Annotated in this window: 14 protein-coding genes and 1 pseudogene; 5 read left to right on the forward strand and 10 right to left on the reverse strand. The window is 69.5% G+C overall.

Annotation, left to right across the window (positions count from 1 at the left end):
- The first annotated feature begins 147 nt into the window (after positions 1-147).
- The gene (gene purT, locus Q0916_RS07270) at positions 148-1368 is read left to right on the forward strand and encodes a formate-dependent phosphoribosylglycinamide formyltransferase (RefSeq protein WP_299236178.1); all 1221 of its coding nucleotides are present in this window, start codon (positions 148-150) and stop codon (positions 1366-1368) included.
- 104 nt (positions 1369-1472) lie between these two features.
- Positions 1473-1901, forward strand: a complete 429-nt coding sequence (locus tag Q0916_RS07275; protein ID WP_299236179.1) for a hypothetical protein — start codon at positions 1473-1475, stop codon at positions 1899-1901.
- Between the two features lie 15 nt (positions 1902-1916).
- On the opposite strand, the gene Q0916_RS07280 is transcribed toward Q0916_RS07275, so the two are convergent.
- From Q0916_RS07280 to Q0916_RS07290, 3 genes are all read right to left on the reverse strand, one after another.
- Complete coding sequence (locus Q0916_RS07280) at positions 1917-2219, reverse strand: hypothetical protein (RefSeq protein WP_299236180.1); 303 nt, start codon at positions 2217-2219, stop codon at positions 1917-1919.
- A gap of 42 nt (positions 2220-2261) precedes the next feature.
- Positions 2262-3296, reverse strand: a complete 1035-nt coding sequence (locus Q0916_RS07285) for a DMT family transporter (protein ID WP_299236181.1) — start codon at positions 3294-3296, stop codon at positions 2262-2264.
- A gap of 178 nt (positions 3297-3474) precedes the next feature.
- A complete protein-coding gene (locus Q0916_RS07290) occupies positions 3475-4953 on the reverse strand; it encodes a carotenoid oxygenase family protein (RefSeq protein ID WP_299236182.1) in 1479 nt (492 codons plus the stop codon).
- 146 nt (positions 4954-5099) lie between these two features.
- Here Q0916_RS07290 and Q0916_RS07295 point away from each other — a divergent pair, with 146 nt between their 5' ends.
- Positions 5100-7184: a cryptochrome/deoxyribodipyrimidine photo-lyase family protein gene (locus tag Q0916_RS07295; RefSeq protein ID WP_299236184.1), complete on the forward strand. Its 2085-nt coding sequence runs from the start codon at positions 5100-5102 to the stop codon at positions 7182-7184.
- Between the two features lie 16 nt (positions 7185-7200).
- On the opposite strand, the gene Q0916_RS07300 is transcribed toward Q0916_RS07295, so the two are convergent.
- Both Q0916_RS07300 and Q0916_RS07305 read right to left on the reverse strand, forming a co-directional pair.
- Positions 7201-7380: a hypothetical protein gene (locus tag Q0916_RS07300; RefSeq protein WP_299236186.1), complete on the reverse strand. Its 180-nt coding sequence runs from the start codon at positions 7378-7380 to the stop codon at positions 7201-7203.
- Positions 7381-7522: 142 nt separating this feature from the next.
- A complete protein-coding gene (locus Q0916_RS07305) occupies positions 7523-8680 on the reverse strand; it encodes an MFS transporter (protein ID WP_299236187.1) in 1158 nt (385 codons plus the stop codon).
- A 144-nt stretch (positions 8681-8824) separates the two neighbouring features.
- Between Q0916_RS07305 and Q0916_RS07310 the strand changes: the two genes are divergently transcribed.
- Positions 8825-9556 carry an SDR family NAD(P)-dependent oxidoreductase gene (locus tag Q0916_RS07310; protein WP_299236189.1) on the forward strand — a complete coding sequence of 244 codons (732 nt, stop codon included), beginning with the start codon at positions 8825-8827 and terminating at the stop codon, positions 9554-9556.
- 8 nt (positions 9557-9564) lie between these two features.
- On the opposite strand, the gene Q0916_RS07315 is transcribed toward Q0916_RS07310, so the two are convergent.
- The gene (locus Q0916_RS07315; protein ID WP_299236190.1) at positions 9565-10617 is read right to left on the reverse strand and encodes a sodium:calcium antiporter; all 1053 of its coding nucleotides are present in this window, start codon (positions 10615-10617) and stop codon (positions 9565-9567) included.
- A gap of 118 nt (positions 10618-10735) precedes the next feature.
- Complete coding sequence (locus Q0916_RS07320; RefSeq protein WP_299236191.1) at positions 10736-11140, reverse strand: VOC family protein; 405 nt, start codon at positions 11138-11140, stop codon at positions 10736-10738.
- Between the two features lie 126 nt (positions 11141-11266).
- Here Q0916_RS07320 and Q0916_RS07325 point away from each other — a divergent pair, with 126 nt between their 5' ends.
- Positions 11267-12712 (forward strand): aldehyde dehydrogenase family protein, encoded by a 1446-nt coding sequence (locus tag Q0916_RS07325; RefSeq protein ID WP_299236192.1) that lies wholly within the window; start codon positions 11267-11269, stop codon positions 12710-12712.
- A gap of 74 nt (positions 12713-12786) precedes the next feature.
- Here the strand turns inward: Q0916_RS07325 and Q0916_RS07330 are convergent, their stop codons facing one another.
- The 3 genes and pseudogenes from Q0916_RS07330 to Q0916_RS12150 form a co-directional block, all read right to left on the reverse strand.
- The gene (locus Q0916_RS07330; protein WP_299236194.1) at positions 12787-13893 is read right to left on the reverse strand and encodes a zinc-binding dehydrogenase; all 1107 of its coding nucleotides are present in this window, start codon (positions 13891-13893) and stop codon (positions 12787-12789) included.
- A 344-nt stretch (positions 13894-14237) separates the two neighbouring features.
- Positions 14238-14504 carry a type II toxin-antitoxin system RelE family toxin gene (locus Q0916_RS07335; protein WP_299236196.1) on the reverse strand — a complete coding sequence of 89 codons (267 nt, stop codon included), beginning with the start codon at positions 14502-14504 and terminating at the stop codon, positions 14238-14240.
- A gap of 10 nt (positions 14505-14514) precedes the next feature.
- A pseudogene (locus Q0916_RS12150) lies at positions 14515-14654 on the reverse strand (CopG family transcriptional regulator); the annotation flags it as partial.

A 14654-nucleotide genomic window follows, 5' to 3' on the forward strand; every position in this document is an offset into this window, starting at 1 on the left:
GTCGGCCAGCGAGTCGGTTAAAAGCTCCGGAACCAGGGGCGACGCCTCAAACGCCCGCCCTCTGACGCCCCGCCCCGCTCGGGGACGCCCACCGTCCGGGCGTTCCGGCTCCGTTCGGTTTTTGCGTCCGTCGCCCGACGCCCGCGTATGACGACACCGGAGGAGGTCCGTCTCGGGACGCCGCACGCACCGAACGCCACGACGCTTCTGTTGCTCGGCAGCGGCGAGTTGGGCAAGGAGCTGCTGATCGAAGCCCAGCGGCTCGGCGTCGAAACGGTCGCCGTCGACCGGTACGACGACGCGCCCGCGATGCAGGTCGCCCACCGCTCACACACCGCCGACATGACCGACGCCGACCGGATCCGCGCCATCGTCGACCGCGAGGAGCCCGACCTGATCGTCCCCGAGATCGAGGCGATCGCAACGGACGAACTCGAGCGGCTCGAGGACGAGGGGTATCAGGTCGTCCCGACGGCGAAGGCGACGCGGCTGACGATGGACCGCGAGTGGATCCGGGAGTTCGCCGCCGAGGAGATCGGCGTCCCGACGAGCGAGTACGCCTTCGCCGACGGCCGAACCGCCTACGAGGAGGCCGTCGAATCGATCGGGCCGCCCGTCGTGGTCAAGCCGACGATGTCCTCCTCGGGGAAGGGACAGTCGATCGTTCGAGGTCCCGACGATGTCGCCGACGCCTGGGCGGCGGCCCGGGAGGGAACGCGCTCGGACACCGGCCGGGTCATCGTCGAGGAGCTCGTCGGGTTCGACTACGAGCTCACGCTGTTGACCGTCAGACACCGGGACGGAACGAGCTTCTGTCCGCCGGTCGGGCACACCCAATCCGGCGGCGACTACCGGGGAAGCTGGCAGCCGCATCCGATGACGGACGACGAACTCGAGGCCGCAAAGCGGATGGCCGAACGCGTCACCGACGGGCTCGGCGGACGCGGCATCTTCGGCGTCGAGTTCTTCGTCCGCGACGGCGAGGTGCTGTTCAGCGAGCTCTCGCCGCGCCCCCACGACACGGGGCTCGTCACGCTCGGCTCGCAGCCCGTCAGCCAGTTTGGGCTGCACCTCCGGGCGATACTCGGGCTGCCGATCCCCGAGATAACGGTCGACTCCCCGGGGTCGAGCGTCCCGATCGTGTCCGAGGATCCGATCGACGAACCCGCCTTCGAGGGCGTCGACGACGCCCTCTCGCTGCCGGGGACGCAGCTCCGTCTCTTCGGCAAGCCCGAGGCCTACGCCGGCCGGCGGATGGGTGTTGCGGTCTCGACCGCCGAAGACGTCGAAACCGCCCGCGAGCGGGCCGAAGACGCCGCCGAGCGGGTCCGGATCGTCGAGGACGCCACCGACGAGCGATCCGGGTAGCGGCCCTCAAGCGACGAGCGCCGGCCGCCGCTCTCGTTTCGGTATCTCAAACGGCCGTTTTGCATTCGGATACCGTTACGGTCCGGCCGACCGTTCCCCGAGTTATGAACCGACGCGTGGTACTCGGCGCTCTGTCCGGCGTCGTCGGCGCGACCGCGGGCTGTCTCGGCGGCGCGGGACGCGAGGACGACACCGAGTTCGAACTGGTCGATCCGGTTTACGCCGTCGACGACCCGCCGGACGTCGCCGTCGAGGGCGACACCGTCCGCATCGAGGGGACCGTGAGGTACGCCTCGAGCAGTTGCGGGACGGCGGAACTGGTCTACGACGGGTACGAGCGATTCCAGCGGCGCGTGGACGTACTCGTCGTCGCCGCGGACGCCGTGGACGACGCCGACGGGTGCACCGACGACCTCGTCGACACCGGCTACCGCGCCGTCGTCTCGCTCCCCGAGAACGCCCGGCGGGTGGCGGCGACCGAACACCACGCCTTCGGCGACGCGTACTCGGCCGCGGTCGATCCGACCGACTGACCCGCGCGCCGCCCGTCACCGCTCGCGGACCCGGCGGCTCGTTTCGACGCTAATCTCCAGCGTTTCGGTGCCGCGGATCCACTCGATGTACCCCTGGAGACGGTCGGCGGATCGGAGCGACTCGATCTCGTCGTAGGCTTCCCGGAGCTCCTCGTTCGTAAACAGCGCGTGGATCTGCTCGTGGCAGGGCCGACAGAGCATCACCGTCGGGCTCGTCGCCCGCTCTTCGGGCCGGAGGTGGTGCTCCTGGAGGGCCTGCGGGTCGGCGATGCGCTCGTCGGGGATGACGCGCCGACAGAGCGCACACGTCGTCGGCATACCCTCGTTAGGACCCACAAGGACATAGTTTCTCGGCGCGGTTCAGTCGTCGCAGGGACACGGCGACTCCGCGCGCCGCGCCGACCCGGCCCCTCCGCGGCGCCGTCGCCACCGCCGGAGCCGACACACCTCACACCGTAGCGTCTGTCGTTCGACGAGCCCGAACCCGACGACCACTATCAGGAACCCCGCGACGGTCGCGGCGGACAGTCCGGTCCCGAGAAGCGCCCACCCGGCGAGCGCGGCGACGACGGGGACGACGTAGGCGACCAGGTTCGTCCGGACCGGCCCGATCCGCTCGAGCAGATCGAAGTTGATGGCGTACGCGACCGCCGTCGACGGGATCCCGACCGCCAGGAGGCTCACCAGCGTGAGCCGGCCGACGCCGACCGCGCGCGCCGGCGACTCGCCGGCGGCGACGCTCAGAGCGTGCAGGAGCACAGCCCCGAGGACCATCGCCCACGCGGTCAACGGGAGACTCCCCATCTCCGGACGAACCCGCTTGAGCAGGACGCTCCCGATCGCGACGGCGGCGGCCGCCCCGAGGACGAGGACCTGGCCGACAGTCCCCGCCCCCGTGAGCGTCGAGGGCGACGGCTGGACGATAGCGGCGACGCCGGCCAGTGCGACGCCGATCCCGAGCATCCCGGTCTTCGAGAGCCGATCGTCGAGGATCCACCACGCGAACACCGGCGCCAACACCGGGTTCAACCCGTACATGATCGACGCCATCGCCGGCGTCGTCGACCCCTGGCCGACGAACAGCAGGGCGTTGTTGGCCGCGACGATGAACACGCCCGCGACGGCGATACCGGCGATGTCCCGGCGCGTCCGTGGGAGCCACGCCGACCGGGGCCGCCGTAGGAGGACGTACCCGATCAGCGCGGCCGCGCCGATGTCGAACCGGAGCCCGGCGAACAGAAGCGGGGGCAACTCGCGGAGTCCCGTCTCGATCGCGACGAACGTACCGCCGAACAACAGCGCCAACAGCGCGAACAGCGCGGCATTGCGGTACCGGAGCGGCAGGGCGAAACGGCCGGGAATACTACGAAATCTGGTAGGTATACTCAGCGCCACCACACGCTCGAAGGCGTCGTTCTCATACTCCGAGTATAGGGGCTAGAGACGTAAGAAAGCCGCGTGAGGGGCCGTATCACGATCGGATCCATCACGAAAGATACAACGCAAAGTCGTCCGACTCGACGAAAGCTTACGGATATATTACACTTTTCTCCGGCCGAACTCCCCGGCGAAATCACGCCTCCGTCGCCGCTCGGAGCTCCGGAAAGTACCGGCCGTGGAAGTCGAACGGCGCCGCGTGAGGCAGCGTCGCCCGGGCGCGTTCGGTGAACGTCTCGCCGTCGAGAACGAGCAGCCGCGATCGGTCGGCCTCGGTATCGAGGGCGACGGTCAGGACCACCCCGGCGTCCTCGGCGTCGCCCTCCGGCGCTGGAACGAAGATCGGTTCCCCGAAGTAGTCGCCGCCGTCGTCGAACATCGAGGCGGTCTCGGCGTCCGCGTCGATCTTGACGATCCGCCGCGCCCACTCCGTGACCGGCGTGTCGAGCCCCATCGCGTAGACGTACCGGTGTCGTCGACACCACCGCGCCGGCGACACCGTCGGCAGCGCGCTCCCGTCGTCGTACAGCATCTCCCGCGAGACGGTCGCGCCGGACGGTCCGGTCCCGTTCTGTGCCCCCGGATCGCCCCCGAGATCGACGGTGAACCGTTCGATCTCGCCGACGATCGCGCCCATCTCGCCGGCGCGGACGTTCTCGAGGTACAGCGAGTCGATCGTCGTCGCGTCCGGGACGGTCTCGAGGTCGAACACGATCTCCGCGCCGCCGTTTCGCTCGAAGGCGTTGACGTGGTGAAAGCCGAACACCGCGTCGGTCACCGGCTCCGCGACAACCGCCCCGGTGGTCCGGTCCACGACGACGATGCGGGTCCCGCGGTCCGGTTCCCACTCGAACTGCTCGATGAACGGCGCCTGCCGCCCCGGCTTGAGGAACCGCAGCGGATCGAGCCGGAACGGGAACTCGGTCAACACGACGTACCGCGGCGTCAGCGCGAAGCTGTGCATGTACGCCGGTTCGTCCGTCTCGACGCTTCCGACGTGGCGTCTCTCGCCGTCCGGCGTCCAGGCGTAGACGTGGTACCGACAGGTCCGCCCGAAGGCCGTATCGACGTTGACGACCGCCCCGGTCGTCGGGTCGCGCTTGAGGTGTGCACACGAGAGCTGCCCGCTCGGTACGCCGTCGCCATCGCTGTCGGCGTGGCCGATCGTCCCGAGCGTGTTCGGATCGAACCGGACCCGCCGCGGGGACTCGGTCAGCGCGACGTACTCCTCGCCGATCCGCTCGACGATGACGTTCGTGTTGTCGTAGGGCTCCGAGAGCAGCCCCGCCAGACGCCCCCGGAGCGTCGTTTCGCCCGTTGCGAACCCGCCCTCGAACTCGCCGTCGACCGCGTCCTCGTAGGCGTCCGTCCGGAGAAACCGGTTGCGGTAGTGGACCGTGCCGCCGTTTTCCGTCGTCCCCGGATCGAACGTGAACCGGTACAGCATCGCGAGGCCGTCGAACCAGTGATCGACGCCGCTGCCGTCCGGAAACGAGAAAGCGCCGGGGCCGTTCCGGACGAGGCTGCCGTCGAGCCACCCGGGCAGGTCGCCGGTCACGTCGATCGCGGCCGTCGTCTCCTCACGAAGCGAGTGGAAACCGGAGTGAGAACCCATACCGTCACCGACGGGCGGTTCGGATTAAGGCCTGACGCCCGCCTCCGGACGCCCGGATCGCCGGCGAGTAGGGTCGGTTCCGTCGCCGGAGGGCCGCCGGGAGGTCAGGATTCAAGCCGCTCCGTCCCCTCCAAACGAACGGACCGATGACGGGAAACCCGACGCCGGGCGCCGCGGACCGGACGGAGCCGGAGACCCCGCGGACGGACGCGACGACGGTCCCGGTACCGGAGGAGATCCCGAGCCCGAGTGAGGTCTGTGCCGACCGCGACGCGACGGGGTACGTCGTGTGGCACCGAAAGCACCTCCGGACCGACGACCACCTCGCGCTCTCGCGGGCGCTCGCCGACGCCGACATCGTCTGTCCGCTGTTCGTCTTCGACCCCTCCTTTTACGATGACGGGGGGTTGGCGTGCGACGCCCGCCTCCGGTTTCTCCACGAGGCCGTCGGAAGCCTCGATCGGCTGTACGCGACCGCGCCGGCGACCGTCGCCGTCCGCTCCGCGGAACGATCCACAGAGCGGGTCGCAGAGCGGACGCCGCTTTGCCCCCGGCGCTCGGAGGAGCGGACGACGGCGGCCGACCCCGTTCCCTGCGCCGCGTCGCCGGGCCTGACGTTCGGGTACGGCGATCCGGTCGCGGTGCTCTCGAGGTTCGTCGACAGCGGCTGGAACGTGATCACGATGGCGACGCCGACGAGCCGGTACGGCAAGCGCCGCGACGAACGGGTTCGGGCGGCCTGCGGGGACGGCGTCTCGTTCGTCTCCGGCGATGGGCTGGTCCGGTGGCGGGAGCGATCGCGGCGGAACTGGCAGGCCCACGTCGAGGGGTGGCTCGAGGCCCCACAGCACGCGCCGGGGTGGACCGACGGGGACGGGAACGCGGACGCGCTCGCGCTCGACGCCGGCGTCACCCCCGCCGTCGTCGACCGCGCCCACGGCGTCGCGCCGACGAAGACGAAGGTACCGACCGGCACCCACCGTGTCGGCGCCGAGCGACTGCGCTCGTTCGTCGGTCGGATACGCTCGTACCCCGAACGCATCTCCGCGCCCCAGGACGCCAGAGGCGGGACGAGCGGGCTCTCGCCGTATCTCAACTTCGGGCTGTTCTCCGTGCGGCAGGCGTACCAGTCCGTCACCGACCGCGCCCCCTCGTGTCGCGGCGTCGAGATGTTCACCGACCGGCTGGCGTGGAACCTCCACTACAACCAGAAACTCGTCGACTGGCCGGGGTGGACCGATACCGCCGTCAACCCGGTGTTCGAGGGGTTCAACGAGGATCGCCACGACCCCGAGTTGGTCCGCGCCTGGAAGCGCGGTCGGACGGGCTTCCCGATGGTCGACGCCTCGATGCGCTGTCTCAGCGCGACCGGGTGGCTGAACTTCCGGATGCGCGCGATGTGTGCCTCCGTCTTCGCGCACGTCCTCCAACAGCCGTGGTGGATCGGCGCGGACTGGTACCACCACCACCTCATCGACAGCGACGTCGGCATCAACTACACGCAGTGGCAGAGCCAGGCCGGCCTGATCGGCAAGCCCGCCCAGCGGGTGTATAACCCCCGCAAACAGGTCCGCGATCAGGACCCCGACGGCGAGTGGATCACCGAGTGGGTCCCCGAACTCGAGGCCCTTCCGAGCCGGTTTCTCGACCGCCCGGAGCGGACGCCGCGTTCGGTCCAGGAGGACTGCGGCGTGCGCATCGGCGAGGATTACCCGCGGCCGGTGGTCAACTTCGACGCCCGGCGGGAGTCCTTCTGGCTGCGGTACGAACGCCGGCGCCCGGCGGCGGCGCGCGCACTCGCCCGCCCGGACATCGCGGAACGGGCGTCGTTTTCGGGCGGCTACGGGGCCGCCAAGGCGATCGCGGCGAAACACGGCGGCGACCCCGAAACGGCCTCGGACGTCCAGGTGTCGCTCTCGGACGCCCTGGGCGCCGAACGGCACTCCGGTGAGTCGACCCCGTCCCCGCCCACAGCCCCGACCGACGGGGAGGGGTCCCCCGGGCGATCGCTCGGGCCCGACACGACGGCCCGCGGGGACGACCCGGCGCCCGAGACGACACGTCCGACCGGCGCCGGGAACCGCGCCGGCGAACCCTCTCCGGACGATCGCGCGGCCGCTTCCGGACGCGGGGCGGACGCCGCGGACGGCCCGTCGGATGGGGGCGGGACGGACGAGGGCAACGCCGCCGACGGAGACGACGAACAGACGACGATCGGGGGCTTCGAGTGACCGGGCCGGGGCGCGATCATTCCGCGGCGTCCGGCCGCGGCGCCGGGTCGTCCCCGTGGCGAGCGAGCACGATGCCGACGACAAAGAGCACAGCGGCGATCGCGAGCAGGGCGACCGTTCTCGATCCCTCGAACAGAAACACCCCGACGCCGGCCGTAACCGTCGCCGTCAGGTGGGTGATGGCGGTCCAGTTCACGCCACTGTTATGTCTTCCGGTTTCAAAACAGTCCCGGCCGCGGCACTCGCGCGCTCGCCGCGGCGTCGAGTTACGCTGCGTCCGTCCGCGCCCGCAGAGTCGCTCGCGCCTCGGGTCTCTTGCGTGCGCTTGGGGCGGGCGGTCACGTCGGGAACCGGCCGGCGCGCTCTAGCCCCGCAGCGACGGCCAGCGTCCCGAACAGGACCGCCGCGGCGGCGACGAAGACCGCGTCGTAGGCGAACCCGCGCCCGACGAGGCCCCCGAGCGCCGACGATCCGACGGACTGTACGAGCATCCAGACGGCGCTGAAGACGGCGTAGGCGCTCCCGCGGGCCGAGTCCGGCAGCGCGGTCAGGACGTACGCGTCGGTCGCCGGGAACAGCGCGTGGACGACGAACCCGATGACGGCCGACAGCGCCGCGAGCGCGACCACCCCCTCCGCGGCGACCAACAGCAGGAGGCTCCCGCCGAAGGCGCCGCCGATCCCGAGCAACAGCGCGACCGGCGGCACCCGGTCGGCCAACTCGCCGGCGACGAAGAACGCGGGGACCCCGGCCGCAAAGACGACCGTCAGCATCGCCGAGGCCTCGGCCGGCGAGAGCCCCTGGGACCGCATGTACAGCTCGTAGAAGTTGAACACGCCCTGCCAGACGAAGACGGCGACGCCGGTCAGCCCCAGCGCCGCGGCGATGATCCGCCACTCCGAGCGCGCGCCCGAGAAAAGCGACCGGTCGGCCTCGCCCGCCGCCGGCATCTCCGTCCGCCGGGCCTGGACGGTGGCGTAGGCGGTGACCGCGGCGGCGCCGACGGCGATCGCCCACAGCGCGTAGCGCCACTCGACCCACAGCGCGACCGCGACGAGCGGCGCCGCCGCCACGGCCGCGAGCTGACTCGCCGCGCCGTGGGCCCCGAGGACCCGGCCGACCCGCTCGGGGAACAGCTCGCTCAACAGCGGGTTCGCGGCGATGAAGTACACGCCCGAGGCCGTCCCCATCAGAAACGCGCCGACCATGAGCTGCCGGACGGTCGTCGCAGCCCCGGCGCCGGCCGCCGACCCCGCGAGGACGGCCCCCGAGACGAGCACGAGGTAGTGTCTCGGGACGCGGGTGAGCAGCCAGCCGGCCGGGAGCCGGAGCGACGCGCTGCCGACCCACACGAGCGTCACGATGAGGCCGGCGGCCGCCTCGCCGATCCCGAACTCCGCGATGAACACGCTCAAAAGCGGCGCGAACACGACCCTGGCGAGGTTCAGAAAGAAGACGAGCCCACACAGCGACCCGAACAGGCGACGGCGACTCACACCGGCGGTTCGACGATGGGCGACTCAAGCGTTCCGGAGTGGCCCGCCCCGCCTGTTGCACCCACGCCTGAAAACGCGGGCTCGCCAGCCGGTGCCGACACGGAAACGCTTACGTATTAGTTGGTTGTACAATCAGGTGTTAAAATGAACGTGCTCGTCACGGGCGCGAGTCGGGGCGTCGGACGATCGGTCGCGTCGACCCTCGGGGGCGACCACGACGTCGCGATCAACCACCGGGACTCGGCGGCGGCGGCCGCCGACGTGGCCGAGGCGGTCAGAGACGAGGGCGGTACCGCGGTCGTCGTCGAGGCCGACGTCCGCGACTCCGAGGCCGTCGACTCGATGATCGAGGCGGTCCGCGAGGGCCTCGGCGGCCTTGATGCGGTGATCAACAACGCCGGCATCGCTGACCCGGACCTCGCGACCGACATCGGGGACGACCAGTGGCGCCGGGTCATCGACACGAACCTCACCGGCGCGTTTTATGTGACCCGGGCGGCCATCCCCCACCTCGAACCGGGCGGCGACGTGGTGTTTGTCTCCAGCATCGGCGGCACCGCCGGGACGGTCGACGCCGGGTACGCGGCGAGCAAGGCGGGCCTCCACGGGCTGACCCGCTCGCTGGCGCGGGAGTACGGCGACGAGGGGGTCCAGGTCAACGCCGTCGCGCCAGGCCCCGTCGAAACGGAACTGAACGACGCGATCCTCGAGCACCTACAGGAGATCGAGTTCCGGGGCCACGAGAACGTCGGGACGCACCTCCCCGAGTACGCCTGCCGGCCCGACGCCGTTGCCCACACCGTGGCGTACCTGCTGGAAAACGAGTACGTCCAAGGCGAGATCATCAACGTCAACGGCGGGATGCAGTTCCGGTAGCGCCCCGCTCATACGAGTACCGACTCCAGGGTCTGTTCGGTCAGGTAGGCGGTGTACCCGGTCGCCTCGCTCACCATCCACAAAAGAAAGAGCAGATAGAGCCCGACGAGTAAGGCCCCTTCCCTCCGGGTGAGTTCGAAGTCGGTCGCGGCGGCGACGATAACGACGAGCGTGCTGTAAAACAGGAACAACAACAGCGGCACCGACGTCAGAAAGCTGACCGAGATGCCGCCGGCCAGTATGATCCCGATCGGAAAGGCGCCCACGAGATTGAACGTGTTCGTCCCGAAGACGTTTGCCATCGCCGCCTTCCGGTCGCCGCCCTGTCCCATCTTCACCCCGACGAGCAGATCGGGGAACGAACTCAGCACCGACAGCACGGTCACGGAGATCAAAAACGGCGGCGCGCCGAGGGCGGCGGCGATCTCGACGGTCATCGTGACCATCGATTCGACGCCCACGAGAATGATACCCAACCCGCCGAGAAAGCGGCCCACCTGCCTTCCGACGGCCGTCTCCGTCCGCGTGACGTCCGTGTCGCTGTTGCGCCGCCCTTCGACGATGAGTATCACGTAGACGGCGTACAGACACAACAGCCCGACGCCCATCGCGGGGGAGACCGTAGCCACCTCGGGGCCGTCCGTGCTGAGGATGCCGAGCGCGATCACCGCGAAAAAGCCCAGTATCGCGACGATATAAAACAGCGCGTCCCGGTAGACGATCCCCCGGGTCGTCGTCGTCGTCCCGGCCGTGAGCGCGACCGCACCCGGGATGACGAGGATGTTGAACACGGCGGTCCCGATCAGCGCGCCGGCGCCGACGCCGAACTCGCCCAACAGGAGGACCGAGATGACGATGATCGCCAACTCCGGGAACGACGTCGCGACGGCGACGATGAGGCTCCCCTGGATCGCCTGCGAGACGCCGTAGTGGTCGCTGAGCTTTTCCGTGGTGACCTCGACGACGTTCGCGCCCTTCCAGGTGAGCGCGAAGCCGATGATGCCGAGGACGATCCACACCGCGAGCGACTGCTCGCCGAGCAGCGTCCGAACCAGTGTCACTGGGTCGGATCACCGCTCAGATGCGCAAAATAATTGCGGTTCGCACCGAGAGACGCCCCCTTCGACGGCCGCCACCGGGCGCTCGACGGTCACCGGCGTTCGCCCCGGTCGCCGCGGCTCAGTCGGCGGGCTCCCCGGCTTTCAGTTCGATCCGGTAGCCGAAGGGGTCCTCGACGTACACCGCCGGCGCCTCCCCGGTCGCCCCTCGCGGGGCCTGTCGCTCGTTTTCGACGACGACGCCGGCCTCTCCGAGCGCCGTTTTCAGCGCCGCGATGTCGGCCTCGACGACCAACGCGACGTGATCGTAGTTGTTCCCCTCGGGGGGATCGAACGCCGCCGTCGGCCACAGGTGGATCACGTGCGCCGGCGCGAGCCGGACGTCGAAGAAGGACTGCTCGCCGTCCCGGTACCGCTCGAGGCCCTCGATGCCGAACCCCAACCGGTCGGCGTAAAACCGGACCGCCGTCTCGACGCCGTCCTCGGGGATGCGGAGGTTCAGGTGATCGATCCGTCTGACGTTCACAGGGCGACAGTGGCGGTCGCCGGACAAATAGCTGTCTCCGATCGACGCCCTGCCCCGCCTGCGTCGTCGGCTCCCCCCGGTGGACGGGGTGAACATTCATTATCGCCCGGGCGCAGCCATTGGGTAATGTCGCCCTTGGATCAACTCGACCGTACGGCGCTCCTGATCGGCGGCGACCGCCGAGAGGCGAGCGACGGCGCGACGCTGACGACGGAGAACCCGGCCACGACCGAACCGCTCGCCGACGTCCCAGCGGCGACCCCGGCCGACGTCGATGACGCGGTCTCGGCCGCCCGCGAGGCGTTCCGGGCGTGGCGGGACACCGCCCCAGACGAACGGGGCCGGATCGTCCACCGGATCGCGACGGAGATCCGCGATCACGCCGAGGAACTGGCGCGCCTCGAGAGCACCGACCAGGGCAAGCCGCTCTCGCAGGCCGAAAGCGACATCGAGGGGGCCGCGGCGTACTTCGAGTACTACGCCGGCGCGGCCGACAAACTCGAGGGCGCGTCCATCCCGGTCGGTCCGGATCAACTCGACTACACGGTCAGGGAGCCCTACGGCGTGAGCGGGCAGATCACGCCGTGGAACTACCCCGCGAACCTCTTTGCCAGAGGCGTTGCGCCGGCGCTTGTCGCCGGCAACGCCGTTGTGGTGAAACCGGCCGAGCAGACGCCGCTGTCGTCGATCCGTCTGGCGGAGCTCTGTGTGTCGGCCGGGCTTCCCGAGGGGCTACTAAACGTCGTCACCGGCTACGGCGACCCCACCGGCCAGGCGCTGGCCGAACACGACGGCGTCGATCAGCTCACCTTCACCGGCAGCGTTCCGACCGGAAAGCACATCATGCGCACGGCGGCGGACAGCGTGACACCGGTAACCCTCGAACTCGGCGGCAAGAACCCGGCGATCGTGTTTCCCGACGCCGACCTCGGGGCGGCCGCGGAGTGGATCGCAACGGGCATCTTCACGAACGTCGGGCAGATCTGCTCGGCCGCCGACCGGGTGTTGGTCCACGAGTCGGTGCGGGAGGAACTGATCGACCGACTCGCCGGGGTCGTCGAGGGGTACACCGTCGGTCCCGGCACCGAGGACCCCGACATCGGGCCGTTGGTCTCCGAGGCCCAACACGAGACCGTCTCGGAGTACCTCGAGGTGGGGCGCTCCGAGGGGGCGACCGTCCGCGTCGGCGGGGAGCCGATGGACCGGCCGGGGTACTTTATCGAGCCGACGATCTTCACCGGCGTCGATCCGACCGACCGGGTCGCACGCGAGGAGATCTTCGGTCCGGTCCTGTCGGTGCTGTCGTTCGAGGCGACCGACGAGGCCGTCTCGATCGCGAACGACGTCGAGTACGGGCTCGTCGCCGGGGTGTTCACGAACGATCTCACCCGGGCCCACCGGCTGACAAGAGAGCTCGAGGCCGGGAACGTCTACGTCAACACGTGGTTCGGCGATACGAACCAGACGCCGTTCGGCGGGTACAAACACAGCGGGATCGGCCGCGAGAAGGGCCTCGAGGCGCTCGATTCGTACCTCCGAACGAAGAACGTCGCGATCGACCTCGGGACCTGAACGATCGCCCGATACGACGAGACGGCCGCCCCGAAGCGAGGACGACCGCCCGGACAGCACGCCCGGCGGTCCGATCACTCGGGCGTCGTCGGACGCAGCGCCGCCCGCGTGACGCCCCGCGAGTCGGACTCGGCCAGCGCCTCGTCGACGTCCTCGAGATCGAAGCGCGCGTCGACGAGGTCCTCGTAGGGGTACTTCTCGGCGTTCCGTTCGAGGAACCGCAGCGCGCGCTTGAGGTACCACGGCTGGTACCGGACGACGGCCTCGATCGTCAGCGCCGCCCGGGTGAGCGACCCGGGATCGAACTCGGTCGTCTGTCCGGGGCTCACGTTCCCGACCTCGAGGTACCGGCCGCCGTCGCGGACGAGATCGATACCCTCGGCGAACGCGTCCGGAACGCCGGCGACCTCAACGCCGACGTCGGCCCCGACCCCGCCGGTCAACTCCCGGACGCGCTCGGCGCGGGCCTCGACCGTGTCGTACTCCCGGAAGTCGATGACGTGATCGGCGCCGAACGCCCGCGCGCGATCGATCCGCCCGTCGATCCCCTCGATGACGATCGTCTCGGCGCCGCGCTCCTGTGCGATGGCGACCGTGTTCAGCCCCAGGCCGCCGGCGCCCTGGACGACGACCGTATCGCCGTACTCGACGCCGATCTCGTCGAGCCCGTACAGCATCTGCGAGAGCGCGCAGTTCGCCCCGGCGGCGATGGAGGGGTCGAGCCCCTCCGGAACCTTGTAGAAGTACTGATCGGGGTGGACAACGTAGTGCGTCGCGAAGGTCCCGTGGAAGTGCGGCGGCTCCTCGGGCGGTTTCGACCAGTTCTCGTAGGCGTTCTGACAGAGGTTGAACTGGCCCCGCTGGCACGAGTGACACCGCTGGCAGGTGACGTAGTACGCCGGCGCGATCAGATCGCCCGCCGCGATCGGTTCGCCCGCGTAGTCCGTTTCGACGCCCGCACCGAGTTCGCTCACCCGACAGAGGACCTCGTGCCCGAGCACCCCCTCTTTGACCTCGGGGTGGTGCCCCCGCCAGATGTGTAGCTCCGAACCGCAGACGTTCGCCTGCTCGACCTCCGTCAGAACGGCTCCGGGATCCGGCTCCGGGACCTCGTACTCCCGCATCTCGACGCGCTCCGGTTCGGACAGGTACGCCAGCTTGCCAGTGGGTCGTGTTGTCATACCATCCGATACTCTCAGCGACCTCTTCAGTCCTTCGCAGACGCGAGCGCCGGCGGGCCTTCCTCCTCTCTTACTCATATATGATGTAGCCCAATGGACGAATGGTTTCATATACTCCTCCCCTGCCATCGTTTAGTCCATCGCGGGTGCCGTTCTCCTGCTGTGGGGTGTATCACGTGACCGACGCTCGTGACAGCACTCAGCTATACGTACCGAAGGTACTCCCCACATCGAAGGACAGAGGAACAGTCCCCTCGATGGCGTGGCTTACGATTGACGATGACCGGAGCCAAATACGCTGAATCTTCCACTCCTATTTCGCCGCATCGAGGGCCTTTCGTCACTTAGTCGTCGTCAGCGGTGTACGCGCCGCCCCGACGCTTGATACGTGCGATGACGAGCCGCCCGTCGTCCTGCCGGAAGCTCACGGAGAGCCGGAACTCCCCGACGCGTATCTTCTTGTACGGGCTGTTCTGGAGCGGCTCGCCGTAGTCCGGCGGGTCGCGCCACGGCGAGGAGACGATTTCATCGAGCTTGTCGAGTATCCGGTCTTGGTCGGCGGGGGACAGTCCGTCGAGGTCGTCTTCGGCTGTCGAGGAGAGTTCCCACATTCACCCGTCGTCACTCATCGCTCGTGCCGAACCGCTCGCGGGCCTCCTCGGCGCTCGTCGTTCGTCCCTCGCGGATGTCCTCCTCGGCCTCGAGCAGGGCGACGAGTTCGTCGCGGTCGAACGTCGGGAACTCGACGGCGTCCCGAAGCG

The sequence above is a fragment of the Natronomonas sp. genome (assembly GCF_028274965.1).
Classification (GTDB): domain Archaea; phylum Halobacteriota; class Halobacteria; order Halobacteriales; family Haloarculaceae; genus Natronomonas.